Origin of the sequence: Streptomyces sp. NPDC029674, from assembly GCF_044903205.1 — a bacterium.
Taxonomy (GTDB): domain Bacteria; phylum Actinomycetota; class Actinomycetes; order Streptomycetales; family Streptomycetaceae; genus Streptomyces.
The window spans coordinates 523,513-543,563 of record NZ_JBJDPY010000003.1; the positions used below are offsets into that span (position 1 = coordinate 523,513).

A 20,051-nucleotide genomic window follows, 5' to 3' on the forward strand; every position below is an offset into this window, starting at 1 on the left:
CGTGGTGGGTGGTCGGCCGGGCGGCGGTCAGGCCTCGCTCGTCGTGGGGTCGACGACCCGGACGCCGAAGTGCGCGGTGAGGGCGGTGCAGGAGCGGCAGGGCTGGGCGAAGGCGCCGTGCAGCGGGTCACCGTCCTCACGGATGCGGCGGGTGGTGAGTTTGGCGTGTTTGAGCGCCTTGCGGGCCTCGCCGTTGGTCATGGGCTTGCGCGAGGCGCGCTTGGAGCGGCTCGCGTCGGCCGCCGTGAGGTGCCGGGAGATCAGGATGGCCTCGGCGCAGCGGCCGGTGAAGCGTTCGCGCTGGCCGCTGGTGAGGGCGTCGAGGAAGTCCTGGACGAGCGGGTGGAGCGTGGGTGGCTCGTCGCCGCGGCGCGCGGTGCAGGTGAGGGTGGTCTGGCCGCGTACGGAGAGGGCGGCGGCGACGGTGGGCAGGATGCCGTCGCGGCGCTGGCGCAGGATGGGCGCGTGGGCGGTGGTGGCGGTGGTGGCGCTCCAGCCGACGCGCGGGTCTCCTGCGCGGGGATCGCCCCCGCGCGGGTCTCCTGTGCGTGAAGCACCCGTACGCGAGTCATCCCCACGTGGGGCGCCCGCACGTGGGTCGTCCGCGCGTGGGGTCCCCGTACGCGGGTCGCCTGCGCGTGCGTCCCCCGGGGTCGGGACGGTGGCCGGACCGTGCCCCCGTGCGGTGGTGTCGTTCGTCGTCGTGGCCGCCGTCGTGGACAGCGTGTGGCCGGACATGCCGCTCTGTGCCGTCTGCATTGCGCTCTTCCCTCCCCCTGCTCGCGGGGTCACCGCGTGTGCCACGCCCCCGCGTTGCGGGGGACAGCCTGCCAAATGGGGCGGGTGGTGCGGAAGCTGGGGCACTGCGACACGCCTGGCTTTCCGTCTGGATCCGTCGCACGGTGACCGTCCGGTGACCCTCCGGTGGCTGGTGGTCATGGAACCGGAGGCCCGGTGACCGGTGCCGTTCTTGCGCATAGGCTGTGTCGACATCGCAGGACCAGAACCAGAACCTTCCACAGTGCCGCAGGGGGCAACCGCCATGACGACAGGTCGGCTGGGGCAGCAGTCCGCGCCGCCGAACGCGGCCTACGCCGGGCAGGTCGTGCACTTCCCGGACCCGGTCCGTGCCGCCCGCCACCCCAGAGGTGTGCGGGTGGACGAGCACGGCTTCCCGGACTTCTCGTCGTATGCGCGTGCGACCGCGGAGATCGCGGAACCGCCGGAGGGCTTCGGTGTCGACGAACTGCGCCTGACGGACTACGTGTCGGCGAACGCGGCGATGGCGGCGGCGGGCCACGAACTGTGGGACACCATCCCCGCGGTGGCGACCCCGCACGGCTGGACCTGGCACCACGCGCCGAACAGCCGCCGTCTGGAGCTGGTCCCCGTCGAGGTGAAGGCGCTCCTTCGGCACCACGGCGGGATCGCGACGACGGCCGTGGACCAGGAGAAGAGGGGCACGCGCCCGCTCCAGGAGACGCGTCCCGCGCACTTCGGTCTGCCGAAGGCCTCCGTCGCGGTGACCGAGCAGCAGGTGCAGGGCGTGGAGGAGGACCTGGGGTACCGGCTGCCGGGCGCCTACCGCTCCTTCCTGAAGGCGGCGGGCGGCTGCGCGCCGGTCGGCGCCGCGCTCGACGCCGAGCTCGGACTCCTCGTCGACCAGCCGTTCTTCACGGTGCGGGACGAGGCCGCGGTCAACGACCTGGTGTACGTCAACAAGTGCCTGCGCGACCACCTGACCAAGGACTACCTGGGGGTCGGTTTCGTGCAGGGCGGCCTGCTCGCCGTGAAGGTCAAGGGTGACCGGATCGGTTCGGTGTGGTTCTGCGCGTACGACGACGCGCGGGACGTCTCGGAGGCGGCCGGGTGGCCGCCGGCCGAGCGCGTGCGGCGGCTGCTGCTGCCGTGCGGCGACGACTTCGACGTATTCCTGTCCCGGCTCGCGGGCAACCCGCCGGAGCTGGAGACCGTGGCGAACCTGATGGTGGACGGCGGCTTCGCGCACGCCGTCTCCGTGCCGGGTGGGGAGTGACGCGACAATGGTGACTTTCGCGCAGGCGCAGGAGCGCGCCGAGGAGTGGATCAACGGCGACGTACCGGGCTATCAGCACCGTGAGGTGCGGGTCCGGGAGTTCGACCTCGGGTTCGTGGTGTGGGCCGAGGACCGGGAGAACGGCCCGGTGTCCGACGGCGGCGGGCAGCGGCTCGTCATCGCACGGGACAGCGGCGACGCCACGCTCTGGCCCGGGCTTCCCGTGGGCGAGGTGATTCGCCGGTACGAGGAGGAGTACGGCCTCCCGGACGCGGCGCCGCAGGACGCGGTGCCGGCGCCCCCGGAGCGGGTCGACCTGAACCAGACGTCGTTCCTGCTCACGCCTCCGGAGTGGCTCCAGGAGGCGGCGGACAAGCTGGGCATTCCGGACCGGCGGGCAGAGAAGGGGAGTTCCGGGACGGGGGCGGGGGCTTCGCCGGAGTCGGAGGCGTCCGCGGTTCCGGAGACGCCTGCCGCGCCCGCCCCTCCGGGTGGCGGTACGTCGTGGCCCGCGGCCGCCGACTCCGTCGAGGACGACGTGCCCGAGCGCGACGACAGCCTGCCCGCGACCTCGCCGGGCGTGCCCGCGGGGGCGACTCCGTGGGCCGGTACGGACACCAACGCCGATACGGGCGACGACCATTCGGTGCCGCTGCCCGCGACGGTGTTCGCGCCGCCGCTGACCGGCCTGGACGACAGCGACGCCCCGTCGCAGGGTGCCGCGCCGGACGCCAAGACCGCCCTGATGCACGGGGGCAGCCAGCTTCCGGCGACGGCGATCGCTCCGGCCCTGGACACCCCGGCACCGGGCACGCCCGCGGCCCCGGCCGCACCGGCCCAGTCCGCCCCCGGCGGTCCGCCCTCCAACTCGCCGCAGCCGCCCGCCGGTTCGCCGACGCCTCCGCCGCCGAGCGCGGCGGGTGCCTCCGCGTACGGGTACCCGCAGGGCCCCGCCGGTTCGTCGGCACCTCCGCCGCCGAGCGCTGCCGGTGCCTCCGGGTACGCGTATCCGCAGGGCCCCGCCGCCTCCGGGCCGGGCGCTCCTGCCGGTCCGTCGTCCGCCAACTCGCCGCAGCCGCCTGCTGGTTCGACGCCCCCGCCGCCGAGCGCTCCCGGTGCCTCCGGGTACGCGTATCCGCAGGGTCCGGCCGGTTCCGGGCCGGCCGCTCCTGCCGGTGCGCCGTCCGCCGGTTCGCCGACGCCCCCGCCGCCGAGCGCCCCCGGGTACGCGTATCCGCAGGGTCCCGCTGCTTCCGGGCCGGGCGCTCCTGCCGGTCCGTCGTCCGCCAACGCGCCGCAGCCGCCTGCTGGTTCGACGCCCCCGCCGCCGAGCGCTGCCGATGCCTCCGGGTATGCGTATCCGCAGGGTCCCGCCGCCCCGGGGCCGGCCGCTCCCGCCGGTTCGCCGACGCCCCCGCCGCCGAGCGCCCCCGGCGCTCCCGCGTACGCGTACCCGCAGGGACCCGCCGCTCCTGCCGGGCCGCCGGCCGGTCCGCCTCAGCCGTCCGCCCCGAACGCCGGGGACATCGCGTCCGCCGCCACCAGCAAGGCGGAGGGGCCCGGAGCGGGTACGCCGCCGCCTCCCGCCCCGCCGGGCGCGCCCGGTGGCGGCACGCCGCCGCCTTCGGGACCCGGCGCTCCCGGCACCCCCGCCGGTGGCTACGTACCGACGCAGCTCGTCTCCTCGCTCGGCCCGGACGGACCTCAGCCGCCGGCCGCTCCGAACGCCCCCGGCGCTCCGGGTACGCCCCCGGGCGGTGTGCACCACGCGGCGACGATGCTGGCCGATCCGAGCATGGGTGGCCCCGGCGGGCTGAAGCCGCCGGGTGCCCCTGGCGCTCCGGGTGCTCCGGGTGCGCCGCAGCCCCCCGGTCCGCCCGGTGCTCTCGGCCAGCCCGGTCAGCCTGGACCTCCCGGGCCGCCCGGTGCTCCCGGTACGCCTCCGGGTGCCGTGCACCACGCGGCGACGATGCTGGCCGATCCGAGCATGGGCGGTCCCGGCGGGCTGAAGCCGCCGGGTGCCCCTGGCGCTCCGGGCGCCCCGCAGCCCCCCGGTCCGCCCGGCGCCCCCGGTGCTCCGGGCGCCCCCGGCACCCCGCCGCCCCCCGGCGGCGGCGTCCACCACGCCGCGACGATGCTGGCCGGTCCCGCGGTCGGCGGTCCGGGTGCGCCCGGTATGCCGCCGCCCGCGCCGGGCCACCCCGGCCCCGGTCCCGGCGCTCCCGGCGTACCCGGTGGTCAGCCGTACGGCTATCCGCAGCAGCCCACCGGGCAGCCGACCGTCGGACCCGGCTACCAGGCCGTGCTGCGGTACCGCGCGGCCGACGGATCCGAGCAGCAGCTCATCCGTCGTTCGGCGCCCGGCACCCCGCACCCGGAGTGGCAGATCCTGCACGAGCTGCGCGGCATGAACGTGCCGCCGCAGCAGGTGCTCGAACTCCACACGGAGCTGGAGTCCTGCGAGCTGCCGGGCGCGTACTGCGCCCGCATGATCCGGGAGACCTGGCCGCAGGCGCGGATCACGTCGATCGCCCCGTACGGGAAGGACCACGCGTCCCGCCGCCAGGGCATGCAGCAGCTCCTCGCGCACCAGGGCGAGCTGCACCAGGTCGCGGACGGCCCGGCGCGCCCGGCACCCGTGCGGGCCCCGTTGCAGCAGCTGCCGCCCGCCCCGCCGATCCCGCCGGAGGGCGTCGCGCAGGAGCTGGCCGCGGCCTTCGGTCCTGGCATCTTCCGGTTCGACCAGCGGGCCGTGTCCCGGCAGGGCGTGCCGGACATCGTGGCGCACACCCTCGTGGTGGCGGGTCTGCCCGTCGACTTCGGGCCGTTCTTCTGGGCGCAGGCCCAGCCGGGGCGTCCCGTGCCGACGCTGGCTGAGCTGGCGCAGGAGCGGGGTGTGCAGCCGGCGTCCGACGCGGGCTCGTACCTGGTGATGGGCAGTGACTTCGGGCGTGCGCTGTGCGTGCAGTACGGCACGGCGAACATCGTGGCGGTGCCGGTGGAGGCGGGTCCGGGCGGGGCGCCCGTGCCGCCGCAGTTCGTGAACACGGGGCTGCCCGAGTTCGCGCGCTGCATGGCGCTGCTCGGCCGGATGTGGCGGCTGCGGTTCGGGCTCAACCAGGAGCAGGCGGGCCGCTGGACCGTCGACTTCCAGAACCAGCTGGCCGCCCTCGACCCGGCGGCGCTCGCGTCGCCGGAGAGCTGGTGGTCGGTGCTGCTCGAGCAGATGTGGGACGGGCTGCTGTAGCCCTCCGCCGTACGAGGTGCCCGCTCCGGAGTCCGGGGCGGGCGCCTCGTCCATTCGGGGCGTGGGCGGCGGGAATGTCGCCCCGATTCCGACTTCTGGCGCCATTTGCCGCATCCTTGACCGGGTGGGGTGGGCGTACGTCGGAGAGGTGGTCCAAGGATGAGCAGCAGCGGTGCACCGTCGTCGCCGCACGGCTTCGTCACCGTGCGGGGGCGCGGCTACCGTCCCGAGCAGGTGGAGGCGTACGCCGCGGGTCTTTCGCGGGAGCGGGACGGGGCGTGGGAGCGGGCGGCTCGGCTGACCGTTCTCGCCAAGGACATGGAGGCGGAGGCCGAGCATCTGCGGGACGCGGTGTCGCGCCTCGCTCCCCAGACGTACGAGACGCTCGGGGAGCGCGCCCGGCAGATCCTGACGCTCGCCGAGGCGGAGGCCGCCGCCCTGCGTGAGGCCGCGGAGGCCGAGGCGCAGCACCTGCGCGAGACGGCCGAGGCCGAGGCGCGGGAGGCGCGGGAGGCCGCGCGCGAGCACGCCGAGAAGGTCGGGGCCGAGACGGACGAGCGGGTAAGGCAGCGGCTCCTCGCGGACCGGGCGACGGCCGACGAGGCGCGGATCTCCGCCCGGCGGGACGTGAAGGCGTGGCGCGGTGAGGCGCTGGCCGCGCTGCGGGAGATGCGGGAGCGGTGCGAGGGGCTCTTCGCCGAGCAGCAGAAGGAACAGGGCGAGCGGTGGGAGGCCGCCGAGCGGGAGATCGCGGAGCGGGAGGCGGCGTCGGACGCGCGGGACGCGGAGCGGGTGGCCGCCGCGGAGGCCCGCCTCTCCGAGGCCAAGCGCGCGTTCGCCGAGGCGGAGGAGTCCGCGCGGCACCGCCAGGAGGACGCGGAGGCCCGCGGCGCGGAGCTGGTCGCGGAGGCCGTCCTGGTCGAGGAACGCCTGGCCCGCGACACGGAACGGCTGCTGCGCGAACACGGCGAGCAGTGGGACGAGGTCCGGGCCCACATGAACCACGTACGCAGCAGCCTCGCCGCCCTGACGGGCCGGGCACCGGCGGAGGAGACGCCCTAGGCACCGGTTCCGGCACCGTCACCTCCCTCTTCGGAGCGCCCCCGCCAGGATCCAGCCCTCCACCTCCTCGTACCGCTTGCGGTGGTCCTGCGACTCGTCGCGGTCCGAGAGGCGGGTGCCGAGCCAGCCGAGGAGGAAGCCCAGGGGGATGGAGGCGATGCCGGTCGTGGTGAAGGGGAACCAGGTGAAGTCGTGGTTCGGGAAGGCGGCGCCGGGGCTGCCGGAGACCAGGTTGGTGCCCGTCATCAGGATCGTCGCGCCGAGCGTGCCGCCGAGGAGCGTGCAGAGCAGGCCCGTGCGGGTGTAGCGGCGCCAGAAGAGGCTGTAGACCAGGGCGGGGGCGAGGGCGGAGGCGCCCAGGCAGAAGGAGAGGGTGGCCAGGGGCTGGAGGCTGTGGTCCTTGACGAGGACCGCGAGGACGATCGCGAGGGCGCCGACGGCCAGCGCGGAGGCGCGGGCCAGCGTCATCTCGCGGCGGGGCGAGCAGGCGCGGCCGTGCGCGAAGACGTCGTGGGCGAGGGAGTTGGCGCAGGCGAGGATCATGCCGGCCACGGAGGCGAGCAGCGTCAGGAACAGTGCCGTGGTGACCGTCGTGAAGAGCAGCGTCTCGGCGGTCGAGGTGTGGGCGCCGAACGCCGCGCGGGAGCCGAGCAGGTAGGCGGTGTTGCCCTGCGGGTCGTCCTTCGCGAGCGCCGCGCCGCCGATCAGCGCGGTCGCGCCGAACCCGACGACGGTGATGACGAGGACGAAGAGGGAGACCGAGGAGACCGCCCAGGACATGGAGCGGCGTATCTCGCGGGCGTCGCGCGCTGTGTACATGCGCATGGTGACGTGGGGGAGCGCCGCGCCGCCGAGGACGACCGTCAGCTCGGAACTGATCATGTCCAGGCGGGGGTTGGGGCTCTGAGCGAATTGCAGGCCGGAGCGGAGGTAGGCCGGGCCCGCTCCGCTGCCGCGCTGCGCGGCGGCCAGCAGGGCGCCCGGGTCCCAGTCGAAGCGGCGCAGGATCAGTGCGGCGACCACCGCGCCGGAGCCGAGCAGCATCACCATCTTGATGATTTGGATGAGGGCGGTGCCCTTCATGCCGCCGATCGCCGCGTAGCTGATCATCAGCGCGCCGAGCGCGACGATGCAGCCGGTCTTCAGGCCGTCGTCGGTGAAGCCGAGGAGGAAGGCCAGGAGGTCGCCCGCGCCCGCCAGTTGGACCAGCATGAGCGGGAGCAGCGCCGCCAGGGTGGCCGCGCACACGGCGATCCGCACGGCGCGGCCCGGCATGCGGCGCGCCACGACGTCGCCCATGGTGAACCGGCCCGCGTTGCGAAGGGGTTCGGCGAGCAGGAACATCAGGAGGGTGAGGGAGAGTGCCGTGCCGAGGGCGAGGACCACGCCGTCGTGGCCGAGGAGGGCGATGACGCCGGTGGTGCCGAGGACGGTGGCGGCGGAGATGTAGTCGCCCGCGATGGCGAGGCCGTTGCGCATCGGGGAGAGCGCGCCGAAGCCGGTGTAGAACTCGTCGAGGTCGTCGCGGTCGGGTCCGGTCAGGACGCAGAGCAGCAGCGTGAGGGTGACGACGACGGTGAAGGCGACCAGGGACATGGTCTGCGCCTGGTCGCTCATGCGGGGCCCCCGCCCGCTTGTGCGCGCAGTCGCCGGGACAGCGGGTCGAGGCGGCGGCGTGCCGTGCGCTCGTACACGAGGAGGGCGACACAGGTGACGGGGAGCTGGCCGAGGCCGAGCAGGAGTCCGGTGGTCAGGCCGCCGGTGACGGTGCCGGTCAGCAGGGACGGCGCGAAGGCGGACAGGACGAGGAAGAGCGTGAAGTAGCCCAGCGCGGTGAGGGTGGCGATCCTGCGCTGCCGCCGGTAGGCGCCGCGCAGCTTGCGCAGGTCGCTGTGGCGGCCGGGCGCGGGGTGGCGGGGGAGGCGGGGCGCGGGCGGCGGGGGCGGTGGGGGTGGGGGCTGCCATGGGTAGGTGAGGTGCGGGTGCTGCGGATCGTACGGAGGGTGGGTCATCCCGGTTCTCCTTGCGCGGCTTCCGGTCCGGTGGTGCGGACCGCAGGGAGCGAGAGGAGCCGAGACGTTACTTGTAAGTAAGGGTGGTGTGCGGGGTTTTCGGGGAACCAAGTCAGTCGGTCTTTTGTGTGGATGCCAACTGATCCTGCTGGGGCGCCAGTTGTGCCTCCTGGAGGACCGGGAAGCGGCGCGGGGCCAGGAAGAGGAGTACGAGAAGGGCGAGTACGGCGGCGCAGCCCGCCCCGAGGTACACCGCGTCGACGGCGGAGTCGACGGCCCGCCGCAGTGGCTCGGGGTCGGCCACCGATCCCGGGTCGTCCAGGATGCGGGCCACCGAGTCGAGCGACCCGGCCCCGTCGAGGCGCGCGCTCAGCACTCCGTTGGCGACCGCGCCGAAGAGGGCCGCGCCCAGTGTCTGGCCGACCTGGCGGCAGAAGAGGACCGACGCGGTGGCCGTGCCGCGCTCGGCCCAGCCGACGGTGGACTGGACGCCGACGATCAGCGGCAGCTGGAAGATGCCGAGGGCCGCGCCGAGCAGCAGCATGAGCAGGGCGGGCTGCCAGGCGGTGCCGGGGTAGGGCAGCAGCGGGAACGCGAAGAGGATCAGCGCGGCCGCGGAGATGCCGGTGACCGCGGTGTTGCGGAAGCCGATCCTGCGGTACACGTGCTGGCTGAGCGCGGCGGAGACCGGCCAGCTCAGCGTCATCACGGAGAGCACGAAGCCGGCGGCGACGGGGGCGAGTCCGAGCACGGACTGGGCGTACGTGGGCAGGAAGACGGTCGGCGCGACCATCAGGAGGCCGAGCGCGCCGAGGGCGAGGTTCACCGCGGCGATGGTGCGCCTGCGCCAGACCCAGCCGGGGATGATCGGCTCCGCGGCCCGGCGTTCGACCAGGACGACGACGGCGACGAGTGCGAGGCCGGTGGCGAAGAGGGCGAGGGAGGGTGCCGACAGCCAGTCCCAGGCGACGCCGCCCTGCACGAGCGCGGTGAGGAGCGTGCCGCCGCAGGCGAAGACGGCGAGCGCGCCGGGCCAGTCGACGCGGCCGCGCGGGACGGTCTCGCGCGCGGGTTCGTGGAGGTGGCGCACGATCAGCCAGAGCGCGACCGCGCCGATGGGCAGATTGATCAGGAAGATCCAGCGCCAGTCCGTGTAGGAGGTGATCAGGCCGCCGATCGCGGGTCCGGCGACGGCGGAGGTGGCCCACACGGTGGACAACTTCGCCTGGATCTTGGGGCGTTCCTTGAGCGGGTAGAGGTCGGCGGCGAGGGTCTGCACGGTTCCCTGGACGGCGCCGCCGCCGAGGCCCTGCACGACGCGGAAGGCGATGAGCGACTCCATGTTCCAGGCGAGCGCGCAGAGCCCGGAGCCGAGCAGGAACAGCACGCAGCCCGTGATGAGGACGGGCTTGCGGCCGAAGGTGTCGGAGAGCTTGCCGTAGACGGGCAGGGTGACGGTGGCCGCGAGGAGGTAGCCGGAGAAGAGCCAGGAGAAGATCGAGAAGCCGCCGAGCGTGCCGACGATCTGCGGGACGGCGGTCGACACGATCGTGGAGTCGACGGCGACCAGCGCCATGGCGAGCATCAGCGCGGCGACGACCGCGCCCCTGCCCCGTATCGCTTCCTTGGTGCCCACGTAACTTCCTTCCCCCTGCACGCGGTTGCTGCGGGCCACTTTCTCACCCGGCGAGGGTGCGGGGCAGGGTGACGGCGACCCTGAGTCGATCTCCACCGACGGGTGGAGATCCCCTAGGGGAACCTCCGTACAACGGACTGGGGAGCGTTCGTCCCGCTGGAGGATGAGCGGGCCCCGGCCGGTCCTTAGATTGGCTTTACGGCGCACCGCACCGGCGGGGGTGGGGTTTTCCCCCGGAAAAGACTGCGCTGAGCACCAGCGCGCCGGACCCCCTCGCGACACCAGACTTGTTCGCACGGCGAACGCGCCCGACTCACCGCATGACCGACATAGGAGAATTACCGTGACAACGGCTGTGACCACACCCAGGCACGGGGGCACTGGAGGGCGTACGGCCGTGGCGGCACGGGCGCGCCAGGTCGTGAAGGCGTACGGCAGCGGGGAGACCCGCGTCGTCGCGCTCGACCGCATCGACGTGGACATCGCACGCGGGCAGTTCACCGCGATCATGGGGCCCTCCGGCTCCGGCAAGTCCACCCTCATGCACTGCCTCGCGGGCCTCGACACGGTCAGCGAGGGGCAGATCTACCTCGACGAGACCGAGATCACCGGCCTCAAGGACAAGAAGCTCACGCAGCTGCGCCGGGACCGGATCGGCTTCATCTTCCAGGCGTTCAACCTCCTCCCGACGCTGAACGCCCTCGAGAACATCACGCTCCCGATGGACATAGCGGGCCGCAAGCCCGACCGGGCCTGGCTCGACCAGGTCGTGGAGACCGTGGGCCTCGCCGGGCGCCTCAAGCACCGCCCGACCGAGCTCTCCGGCGGCCAGCAGCAGCGCGTCGCCGTGGCCCGCGCCCTCGCCTCGCGACCGGAGATCATCTTCGGCGACGAGCCGACCGGAAACCTCGACTCCCGCGCCGGAGCGGAGGTCCTCGGCTTCCTGCGCCGCTCGGTGACCGACCTCGGCCAGACCATCGTGATGGTCACGCACGACCCGGTCGCCGCCTCGTACGCGGACCGCGTCCTGTACCTCGCCGACGGCCGGATCGTCGACGAGATGCACCACCCGACCGCCGACCAGGTCCTCGACCGCATGAAGTCCTTCGACGCGCGGGGGCGCACCTCATGACCGTCCTCAAGACCTCGATGCGCAACTTCTTCGCGCACAAGGGACGCATGGCGCTCTCCGCGGTGGCCGTGGTCCTGTCGGTGGCGTTCGTCTGCGGCACGCTCGTCTTCTCCGACACGATGAGCACCACCTTCGACAAGCTCTTCGCGGCGACCTCCGCCGACGTCACCGTCACCCCCAAGTCCGCGAAGGACGCGGGCGAGACGCCGCGCAGCGGCAGGCCCGAGTCGATGCCCGCCTCCGTCGTCAAGGAGGCCGGGAAGGTCGCGGGCGTCAAGGCCGCCGAAGGCTCCGTCAGCAGCCAGAGCGTGACCGTCGTCAACGCGAAGAACAAGAACATGGGCCCCACCAACGGCGGCCCGACCATCGCGGGCAACTGGACCCGGAACGACCTGCGTTCGATGGACATCACCTCCGGCCACGCCCCGCGCGGCCCCACCGAGGTGATGGTCGACGCCGACACCGCCGACAAGCACGGCCTCGAGATCGGCGACGAGCTGCGCACCATCGCCGCCACCGGCGACCACACCGCGAAGATCTCCGGCATCGCCACCTTCAAGGTGACCAACCCCGGCGCCGCGATCGTCTACTTCGACACGGCGACCGCGCAGCGCGAACTCCTCGGCACCACCGGCCGGTTCACCCACGTCAACCTCACCGCCGACGCGGGCGTCAGCGACACCGCGCTGAAGGCGAAGGTCGCGACCGCCCTGGACAAGGCCGCGTACGACATCAAGACGCAGAAGGAGACCGCGGACGACAACCGCAAGGACGTCGGCAGCTTCCTGGACGTCATGAAGTACGCGATGCTCGGCTTCGCCGGAATCGCCTTCCTCGTCGGCATCTTCCTCATCATCAACACCTTCTCGATGCTGGTCGCCCAGCGCACCCGCGAGATCGGCCTGATGCGCGCCATCGGCTCCAGCCGCAAGCAGGTCAACCGCTCGGTGCTCGTCGAGGCGCTGCTGCTCGGTGTCTTCGGCTCGGTCCTCGGCGTCGGCGCGGGCATCGGCCTCGCCGTCGGCCTCATGAAGCTCATGGCCGGCATCGGCATGGAACTCTCCACCAGCGACCTCACCGTCAGCTGGACGACACCCGTCGTCGGCATGGTCCTCGGCATCGTCGTCACCGTCCTCGCCGCTTACCTCCCCGCACGACGGGCCGGCAAGGTCTCACCGATGGCCGCGCTGCGCGACGCGGGCACCCCCGCCGACGGCAGGGCGAGCGCGCTGCGCGCCGTCATCGGCCTGGTCCTCACCGGCACCGGCGTCTTCGCCCTCTACACCGCCTCGCAGGCCGACAAGGCCAAGGAAGGCTCCCTCTTCCTGGGCGGCGGTGTCGTCCTCACCCTCATCGGCTTCGTCGTCATCGGCCCGGTGCTCGCCTCCGGCGTCGTCCGCGTCCTCAGCGCGGTGCTGCTGCGGGTGTTCGGCCCGGTCGGCCGCATGGCGGAGCGCAACGCCCTGCGCAACCCGCGCCGCACCGGCGCCACCGGCGCGGCCCTGATGATCGGCCTCGCGCTGGTCGCCTGCCTCTCCGTCGTCGGCTCCTCGATGGTCGCCTCGGCCACGGACGAGCTCGACAAGTCGGTCGGCGCGGACTTCATCGTCCAGCCCACGCAGCCCGGCATCTCCATCACGCCGAAGGCCGCCGAGGCCCTGGGGAAGGCCGACCACATCGGGCACATCACCCGCTACAAGCAGATCGAGGCGGACCTGACCACGCCCGACGGCAAGGCCGTGGACGGCGTCGGGCTGAGCGCCGCCGACCCGACGTACGCCAAGGACCTGCGCCGCGAGACGGTCGCCGGTGAACTGTCCGCCGCGTACGGGAAGAACGCCATGTCGGTCGGCGACGAGTTCGCCGACAAGCACGGCCTGAAGGTCGGCGACGAGCTGAAGGTCGCCTTCGAGCACGGGAAGACGGCCGAGCTGCGGCTCGCGGCCATCACCAAGGACGACGGCACCGTCGACAACGGCGCGATGTACCTGAACATCACGACCCTGGAGCAGTACGTACCGGCGGACCGGATGCCGCAGAACGACATCATGTTCGCCTCGGCCACCAAGGGCCAGGAGGACGCCGCGTACGCCTCGCTGAAGAAGTCCCTGGACGCGTACCCGCAGTACAAGGTGATGGACCAGACCGACTTCAAGCAGACGCTGAAGGACCAGGTCGGCCAGCTCCTGAACATGGTCTACGGCCTGCTGGGCCTGGCGATCATCGTCGCGATCCTCGGCGTCGTGAACACCCTGGCCCTCTCCGTGGTCGAGCGCACCCGCGAGATCGGCCTGATGCGGGCCATCGGCCTCTCGCGCCGCCAGCTGCGCCGCATGATCCGCCTGGAGTCGGTGGTCATCGCCCTCTTCGGCGCCCTCCTCGGCCTCGGCCTGGGCATGGGCTGGGGGGCCACGGCCCAGAAGCTTCTGGCCCTGGAGGGCCTGAAGGTCCTGGAGATCCCGTGGCCGACGATCATCGCGGTCTTCATCGGCTCGGCGTTCGTGGGGCTCTTCGCGGCCCTGGTCCCGGCCTTCCGGGCCGGCCGGATGAACGTCCTCAACGCCATCGCCACCGAGTAGCCACCGCCACGGGGGTGCGGGGGAGACCGGCCCCGGCGGGCGCGCATCGCGCACCCGCCGGGGCCGGCGGCGTCATCCGTCCCTGCGCAGCAGCACGTACCCGTACGCGGCGTCCTCGGCGACGTACTTCGCGCCCGGATGCAGCTTGCCCGCGTACGCGACCGGGTCCTTCGTCCAGCCGGAGCGGACGTCGAGCGCGATGTACTCGGGCACGACCGGGTCGGCCGCGCCCACCCAGAAGACACGGGCCCGCGAGGTCAGCCTGCTGATCGGCCCGATGTTCGCCTCGACGGTCGCGCCGTCGGGGACGCGGTCGAGGACCCGCTCGACGGCGGCGACCTCCTTGCTCTTCGCGTACGTCCCCGGCTCGGTGACGCCCGCCAGGGGCAGGGACGTCGTGAGGGCCAGCGCGGCGGTGGCGGCGCAGGCCGGCAACAGGTCCGCGTACCGGCGCAGCCACGGTTTCGCGCTGCGGCGCGCGGTGTCCACGGCGTCGACCAGGGCGAGCATCACGACGGGCATCAGGACGGCGCTGTAGTGCCAGTCGGTGCCCCAGTAGTGGTCGTCGGCGGAGAGGAACCGCCAGCCGAGGGTGGGCAGCGCGACCAGGAGCAGCGGCGAGCGCAGGGCGAGCAGCCCGGTGGTGGGGATCAGCAGCCAGGCGAGGGTGCGCAGCTTGGTGCCGGCCCCGTCGAGGACCCCGGCGGCGCCGCCCGCGTCGCCGACCTTGTCCCAGTAGTCGTACCCGCCGACCGTGTTGAACGCGGGAATGACCAGGGTGAGCGTGACCAGGGCGGCGACCGCGCCGAACGCGGCGACACCGAGGGCGTACGGCAGGGCCTTCGGGTCCGTTCGGCGGCACCGGACCGCCACGACCACGGCGATCGCCGCGAGCGTCACACCCAGGTCCTCCTTGACGAGGACGAGCGGCAGCGCCCAGAGCAGGGCGGCCCGCCACCGCCGCCGCAGCAGCGCCTCCAGGGAGAACGCGATCAGCGGCAGGGCGAAGCAGATCTCGTGGAAGTCGAAGTCGACGGCGCGCTGGAGCCCCCACGACAGCCCGTACGCGACCCCGATCGCGAGCCCCGGACCGCGCCCCAGGAGCCGGGTCGCCGCCCAGGTCACGGGCACGGTGGAGACGGCGACGAGCAGCGCCTGCGCGACGAGCAGCGTGACCGGCGAGGGGAAGACCCGGTAGGCGGGCGCGAGGAGGGCGGTGACGGGGCTGAAGTGATCACCGAGGATGTTGGCGCCGGGCCCCTTGAGGTCGGCCACCGGCACCTGGAGGTGCGCGTACGCGCGCACCGCCTGCTCGAAGATCCCCAGGTCCCAGGAGCGCGTCTCAAGCCGCCGGAACCGGCTGACGGACACGACGGCGTACGCGGCGAACAGGCCGGCGGCGAGCAGGTAGGGGGCGCGGTCCCAGAGACGTCTCGCCCTGTCGGGGGCGGGTGCGGTCCGGTTCCGCTCCGGTATGAGGTCGTGGGAGGCGGAGTGATCCAGCCCCTCCGGCGTTTGAGGAGCGGGGTCCGGGGCGGAGCCCCGTGCAGTGGTGGTGCGCATCAAAGAAGTCAGTCCCCCGACGGAGCGGTGGTCGGTGTGGTCGGCGTCGCGGAATCAAGCGGCGGCAGGGAGGTCGACGGCGTACCCGTCGGCGGAGGCGAGTCCCGTCCGGGCGAGGGTGACCGGTCGGCGAAGGAGGACGACCGGTCGGGGAAGGAGGACGACTCCGGGAGGGAGGCGGACTTCGTCGGGCTCGGCGGCACCGCGGGCCCTACCGGTTCGCCCCCGCGGCCCAGCTGCAGCGCGGCGACCGCCGCGCCCCCGGACACCAGGCAGACGGCGAGCGCCGCGCCCGCCGCGTAGGTCCGGCGCCTGCGGCGGGCACCGCGCGCGGAGACCTGTCCGGCGGGGACCGGCGAGGCGAGCCTGCCGCCCGACGCGGCGGCCCGCTTCAGCGCGACGGCGAGGCCGTCGTCGGCCGGGGAGTGGGGCTCAGGCACGGTGCTCCTCCGAGGTGGGCGCGGCGTCGGCGGGCGCGTCGTCGAGATGCGGCGCGAGGGCCGCCCTGGCACGGGACAGATGGGACTTCACGGTCCCGGCCGCGATCCCGGTCTCCGCGGCGACCTGCTGCACGCTGAGGTCGCACACGTAGTGCAGGACCGCCACCCGCCGCTGCCGCTCGGAGAGCCGCCGCAACGCGGTGACCAGCGCGACCGTGCCCGGCTCCGGCTCCGGCACGGTGGCGGCCCGCTCCCCGTGGTGGCGCCGCCAGGCGTCCGCGGTCCGCCCGCGCCGCCGCCACCGGCTGACGGCGAGCCGCCAGGCGACGGTCCTGATCCACGCCTCGGGCCCGGCGTCCCGCTCGAGGCGTGCGCGGCGCGCCCAGGCGCGGACGAAGGCCTCCTGGACGACGTCCTGCGCCTCGTGGAGGTCGCCCGTCATCAGATACACCTGCCCGACCAGGGGTCGCACGGAGTGCGCGTAGAACGCCTCGAACTCCTCGTCGGTCAAGTGGTCTCCTGGTGCGTGCGGTGCGTGGTCCTCGAAGGAAGTACGCCTGGGGCACGCGTCCGGTTTACGTGGCGGGGAAAGAATTCCGTGCGGTGGTTTCCGGCGCGGTTCCGGTCATTGTGCGGGAGGGAGCGCGCGGCCAGGACCGCCGGGGCACGCCGGGCCCGCCGGTACCATGCCGCGCCGATCACCCCGGAGTCGTACGCTGGAGACCCCCGGCCCGTGCGACGTGCCGGGCGGTTCGCGTTGCCCACCCACTCCGGCTCACCCCGGTACTTGGACGGAAAGCCTTCAATGAGCCTGCACGGTCTGCTCGACGCTGTCGTCAAGGACTCGGCACTCGCCGAAGCGGTCAAGGCCGCGACCGACGGCCACCGCACGCACATCGACCTGGTCGGACCGCCCGCGGCCCGGCCCTTCGCGGTGGCGGCGCTGGCCCGCGAGTCCGGCCGCACCGTCCTCGCCGTGACGGCCACCGGCCGCGAGGCGGAGGACCTGGCCGCGGCGCTCCGCACCATCCTGCCGCCGGACGGCGTCGCCGAGTACCCGTCGTGGGAGACGCTGCCGCACGAGCGCCTCTCGCCCCGCTCCGACACGGTCGGCCGCCGCCTCGCCGTGCTGCGCCGCCTTGCCCACCCCCGCACGGACGACCCGGAGACCGGCCCGGTCTCGGTGGTCGTCGCGCCGGTCCGCTCCGTCCTCCAGCCGCAGGTCAAGGGGCTCGGCGACCTGGAGCCCGTGGCGCTGCGCAGCGGTGAGAGCACCGACCTGAACCAGGTCGTGGAGGCGCTGGCGGCAGCCGCGTACTCCCGGGTGGAGCTGGTCGAGAAGCGCGGCGAGTTCGCCGTGCGCGGCGGCATCCTCGACGTCTTCCCGCCCACCGAGGAGCACCCGCTGCGCGTGGAGTTCTGGGGCGACGACGTCGAGGAGATCCGGTACTTCAAGGTCGCCGACCAGCGCTCCCTCGAAGTCGCCGAGCACGGCCTGTGGGCGCCGCCCTGCCGCGAGCTGCTCCTCACCGACGAGGTACGGGAGAAGGCCGCCGCCCTCGCGGAGCTCCACCCGGAGCTCGGTGAGCTGCTCGGGAAGATCGCCGAGGGCATCGCGGTCGAGGGGATGGAGTCGCTGGCCCCCGTCCTGGTGGACGACATGGAGCTGCTGCTCGACGTGCTGCCCGAGGGTTCCATGGCCGTGGTCTGCGACCCGGAGCGGGTGCGGACGCGTGCGGCCGACCTGGTGGCGACGTCGCAGGAGTTCCTCCAGGCGTCCTGGGCGGCGACGGCCGGTGGCGGCGAGGCGCCCATCGACGTGGACGCGGCGTCGCTGTGGGGCATCGCGGACGTCCGGGACCACGCGCGCGACCTCGGCATGATGTGGTGGTCGGTGAGCCCCTTCGCCGCCGATGAAGACCTGGGCGCGGACACCCTCAAGCTGGGCATGCACGCCCCCGAGACGTACCGCGGCGACACCGCGAAGGCCCTCGCGGACACCAAGGGCTGGCTCGCCGACGGCTGGCGCACCGTCTACGTGACCGAGGGACACGGCCCCGCAGCCCGCACCGTCGAGGTCCTCGGCGGCGAGGGCATCGCGGCCCGCCTCGACGGCGACCTCGGCGAACTGACGCCCTCGCTGGTGCACGTCTCCTGCGGCTCCATCGACTACGGCTTCATCGACCCGGCCCTCAAGCTCGCCGTCCTCACCGAGACCGACCTGACCGGCCAGAAGGCGGCCGGCAAGGACGGCCAGCGCATGCCGGCCCGCCGCCGCAAGACGATCGACCCGCTGACCCTGGAGACCGGCGACTACATCGTCCACGAGCAGCACGGCGTCGGTCGCTACATCGAGATGGTGCAGCGCACCGTCCAGGGCGCGACGCGCGAGTACCTCGTCGTGGAGTACGCCCCCGCCAAGCGCGGCCAGCCCGGCGACCGGCTCTACATCCCCACCGACCAGCTGGAGCAGATCACCAAGTACGTCGGCGGCGAGGCCCCGACGCTGCACCGGCTCGGCGGCGCCGACTGGACGAAGACGAAGGCGCGCGCGAAGAAGGCGGTCAAGGAGATCGCCGCCGACCTCATCAAGCTGTACTCGGCGCGCATGGCGGCCCCCGGCCACTCCTTCGCCCCCGACACCCCCTGGCAGCGCGAACTGGAGGACGCCTTCCCCTACGTGGAGACGCCTGACCAGCTCACCACCATCGCCGAGGTCAAGGAGGACATGGAGAAGACGGTCCCGATGGACCGCCTGATCTGCGGCGACGTCGGCTACGGCAAGACGGAGATCGCGGTCCGCGCCGCGTTCAAGGCGGTGCAGGACGGCAAGCAGGTAGCGGTCCTGGTCCCCACGACCCTCCTCGTCCAGCAGCACTTCGGCACGTTCTCCGAGCGGTACTCGCAGTTCCCGGTCAACGTGAAGGCGCTGAGCCGCTTCCAGACGGAGACGGAGTCGAAGGCGACGCTGGAGGGCCTGCGCGACGGCTCGGTGGACATCGTCATCGGCACGCACCGCCTCTTCTCCTCCGAGACCAAGTTCAAGGACCTGGGCCTGGTCATCGTCGACGAGGAGCAGCGCTTCGGCGTCGAGCACAAGGAGCAGCTGAAGAAGCTCCGCGCAAACGTCGACGTCCTCACCATGTCGGCGACCCCCATTCCCCGTACGCTCGAAATGGCGGTCACCGGCATCCGCGAGATGTCCACGATCACCACGCCGCCCGAGGAGCGCCACCCGGTCCTGACCTTCGTCGGCCCGTACGAGGAGAAGCAGATCGGCGCGGCGGTCCGCCGCGAGCTGCTCCGCGAGGGCCAGGTCTTCTACATCCACAACCGCGTCGAATCGATCGACCGCGCGGCGGCCCGCCTCCGCGACATCGTCCCCGAGGCCCGCATCGCCACGGCCCACGGCCAGATGTCGGAACAGGCCCTGGAGCAGGTGGTCGTCGACTTCTGGGAGAAGAAGTTCGACGTGCTCGTCTCGACGACGATCGTCGAATCGGGCATCGACATCTCCAACGCGAACACGCTGATCGTGGAGCGAGGCGACAACTTCGGCCTCTCCCAACTCCACCAGCTGCGCGGCCGAGTGGGCCGAGGCCGCGAGCGAGGCTACGCGTACTTCTTGTACCCCCCGGAGAAGCCTCTGACGGAAACGGCCCACGAACGCCTCGCGACCATCGCCCAGCACACGGAGATGGGCGCGGGCATGTACGTGGCGATGAAGGACCTGGAGATCCGCGGCGCGGGCAACCTCCTCGGCGGCGAGCAGTCGGGCCACATCGCGGGCGTCGGCTTCGACCTCTACGTCCGCATGGTCGGCGAGGCCGTGGCCGACTACCGGGCGTCCCTGGAAGGGGGCGTGGAGGAGGAGCCGCCCCTGGAGGTCAAGATCGAGCTCCCGGTCGACGCGCACGTCCCGCACGACTACGCGCCCGGCGAGCGCCTGCGCCTCCAGGCCTACCGCGCCATCGCCTCCGCCAACACGGAGGAGGACATCAAGGCGGTACGCGAGGAACTCACCGACCGCTACGGCAAGTTGCCGGAGCCGGTGGAGAACCTCCTCCTGGTGGCGGGCCTCCGCATGCTCTCCCGAGCTTGCGGCGTCGGCGAGATCGTCCTCCAGGGCAACAACATCCGCTTCGCGCCGGTCGATCTGCGGGAGTCGCAGGAGCTGAGGCTGAAGCGCCTCTACCCCGGCACGGTCATCAAGCCGACCGCGAACCAGATCCTGGTCCCCCGCCCCAAGACGGCGAAGGTCGGCGGCAAGCCGCTGGTCGGGCGGGAACTGCTTGGCTGGGTCGGGGAGTTCCTGACGTCGATCCTGGGATCTTAGGGTTCGCCT

The 20,051-nt window shown here is 73.1% G+C and carries 13 protein-coding genes; 6 read left to right on the top strand and 7 right to left on the bottom strand.

Annotated features, from left to right (window positions below; translation table 11 throughout):
• Positions 1–27: 27 nt before the first annotated feature.
• Complete coding sequence (locus tag ACI2L3_RS09805; RefSeq protein ID WP_404751934.1) at positions 28–723, bottom strand: YwqJ-related putative deaminase; 696 nt, start codon at positions 721–723, stop codon at positions 28–30.
• 319 nt (positions 724–1,042) lie between these two features.
• Here ACI2L3_RS09805 and ACI2L3_RS09810 point away from each other — a divergent pair, with 319 nt between their 5' ends.
• The 3 genes from ACI2L3_RS09810 to ACI2L3_RS09820 all read left to right on the top strand — a co-directional run bounded on the left by ACI2L3_RS09810 (position 1,043) and on the right by ACI2L3_RS09820 (position 6,344).
• The gene (locus ACI2L3_RS09810) at positions 1,043–2,035 is read left to right on the top strand and encodes an SMI1/KNR4 family protein (protein ID WP_404751785.1); all 993 of its coding nucleotides are present in this window, start codon (positions 1,043–1,045) and stop codon (positions 2,033–2,035) included.
• Between the two features lie 7 nt (positions 2,036–2,042).
• Positions 2,043–5,282: an SUKH-4 family immunity protein gene (locus ACI2L3_RS09815; RefSeq protein ID WP_404751786.1), complete on the top strand. Its 3,240-nt coding sequence runs from the start codon at positions 2,043–2,045 to the stop codon at positions 5,280–5,282.
• A 159-nt stretch (positions 5,283–5,441) separates the two neighbouring features.
• A complete protein-coding gene (locus ACI2L3_RS09820) occupies positions 5,442–6,344 on the top strand; it encodes a cellulose-binding protein (protein ID WP_404751787.1) in 903 nt (300 codons plus the stop codon).
• An 18-nt stretch (positions 6,345–6,362) separates the two neighbouring features.
• Here the strand turns inward: ACI2L3_RS09820 and ACI2L3_RS09825 are convergent, their stop codons facing one another.
• The 3 genes from ACI2L3_RS09825 to ACI2L3_RS09835 form a co-directional block, all read right to left on the bottom strand.
• Entirely contained in the window at positions 6,363–7,961 is a 1,599-nt protein-coding gene (locus ACI2L3_RS09825) for a cation acetate symporter (protein ID WP_404751788.1), read from the bottom strand.
• Positions 7,958–8,356 carry a DUF485 domain-containing protein gene (locus ACI2L3_RS09830; RefSeq protein WP_404751789.1) on the bottom strand — a complete coding sequence of 133 codons (399 nt, stop codon included), beginning with the start codon at positions 8,354–8,356 and terminating at the stop codon, positions 7,958–7,960. Before ACI2L3_RS09830 ends, ACI2L3_RS09825 begins: the two co-directional genes overlap by 4 nt.
• A 112-nt stretch (positions 8,357–8,468) precedes the next feature.
• Positions 8,469–9,941 carry an MDR family MFS transporter gene (locus ACI2L3_RS09835; protein ID WP_404751935.1) on the bottom strand — a complete coding sequence of 491 codons (1,473 nt, stop codon included), beginning with the start codon at positions 9,939–9,941 and terminating at the stop codon, positions 8,469–8,471.
• Positions 9,942–10,335: 394 nt separating this feature from the next.
• Here ACI2L3_RS09835 and ACI2L3_RS09840 point away from each other — a divergent pair, with 394 nt between their 5' ends.
• Together ACI2L3_RS09840 and ACI2L3_RS09845 are read left to right on the top strand one after the other, a co-directional pair.
• Positions 10,336–11,124, top strand: coding sequence for an ABC transporter ATP-binding protein (locus ACI2L3_RS09840; protein WP_404751790.1), 789 nt, complete (start codon positions 10,336–10,338; stop codon positions 11,122–11,124).
• Positions 11,121–13,703: an ABC transporter permease gene (locus tag ACI2L3_RS09845; RefSeq protein ID WP_404751791.1), complete on the top strand. Its 2,583-nt coding sequence runs from the start codon at positions 11,121–11,123 to the stop codon at positions 13,701–13,703. The genes ACI2L3_RS09840 and ACI2L3_RS09845 overlap by 4 nt, the downstream gene beginning before the upstream one ends.
• Before the next feature lie 72 nt (positions 13,704–13,775).
• Here the strand turns inward: ACI2L3_RS09845 and ACI2L3_RS09850 are convergent, their stop codons facing one another.
• Genes ACI2L3_RS09850 through ACI2L3_RS09860 form a run of 3 tightly spaced genes read right to left on the bottom strand, consistent with a single transcriptional unit; the run spans position 13,776 to position 16,217 of the window.
• Positions 13,776–15,266 (bottom strand): DUF2079 domain-containing protein, encoded by a 1,491-nt coding sequence (locus ACI2L3_RS09850; RefSeq protein ID WP_404751792.1) that lies wholly within the window; start codon positions 15,264–15,266, stop codon positions 13,776–13,778.
• Positions 15,267–15,274: 8 nt separating this feature from the next.
• Positions 15,275–15,706 (bottom strand): hypothetical protein, encoded by a 432-nt coding sequence (locus tag ACI2L3_RS09855; RefSeq protein ID WP_404751793.1) that lies wholly within the window; start codon positions 15,704–15,706, stop codon positions 15,275–15,277.
• On the bottom strand, positions 15,699–16,217 hold the full coding sequence (locus ACI2L3_RS09860; RefSeq protein WP_404751794.1) for a SigE family RNA polymerase sigma factor: 519 nt from the start codon (positions 16,215–16,217) through the stop codon (positions 15,699–15,701). Before ACI2L3_RS09860 ends, ACI2L3_RS09855 begins: the two co-directional genes overlap by 8 nt.
• Before the next feature lie 294 nt (positions 16,218–16,511).
• On the opposite strand from ACI2L3_RS09860, the gene mfd reads away from it, so the two are divergent.
• On the top strand, positions 16,512–20,042 hold the full coding sequence (gene mfd, locus ACI2L3_RS09865; RefSeq protein ID WP_404751795.1) for a transcription-repair coupling factor: 3,531 nt from the start codon (positions 16,512–16,514) through the stop codon (positions 20,040–20,042).
• Positions 20,043–20,051 lie beyond the last annotated feature (9 nt).

Coding starts and splice junctions, on each gene's coding strand:
- ACI2L3_RS09810 (WP_404751785.1), top strand. CDS start 1,043: ATGACGACAGGTCGGCTGGGGCAGCAGTCCGCGCCGCCGAACGCGGCC.
- ACI2L3_RS09815 (WP_404751786.1), top strand. CDS start 2,043: ATGGTGACTTTCGCGCAGGCGCAGGAGCGCGCCGAGGAGTGGATCAAC.
- ACI2L3_RS09820 (WP_404751787.1), top strand. CDS start 5,442: ATGAGCAGCAGCGGTGCACCGTCGTCGCCGCACGGCTTCGTCACCGTG.
- ACI2L3_RS09825 (WP_404751788.1), bottom strand. CDS start 7,961: ATGAGCGACCAGGCGCAGACCATGTCCCTGGTCGCCTTCACCGTCGTC.
- ACI2L3_RS09830 (WP_404751789.1), bottom strand. CDS start 8,356: ATGACCCACCCTCCGTACGATCCGCAGCACCCGCACCTCACCTACCCA.
- ACI2L3_RS09835 (WP_404751935.1), bottom strand. CDS start 9,941: ATGCTCGCCATGGCGCTGGTCGCCGTCGACTCCACGATCGTGTCGACC.
- ACI2L3_RS09845 (WP_404751791.1), top strand. CDS start 11,121: ATGACCGTCCTCAAGACCTCGATGCGCAACTTCTTCGCGCACAAGGGA.
- ACI2L3_RS09850 (WP_404751792.1), bottom strand. CDS start 15,266: ATGCGCACCACCACTGCACGGGGCTCCGCCCCGGACCCCGCTCCTCAA.
- mfd (WP_404751795.1), top strand. CDS start 16,512: ATGAGCCTGCACGGTCTGCTCGACGCTGTCGTCAAGGACTCGGCACTC.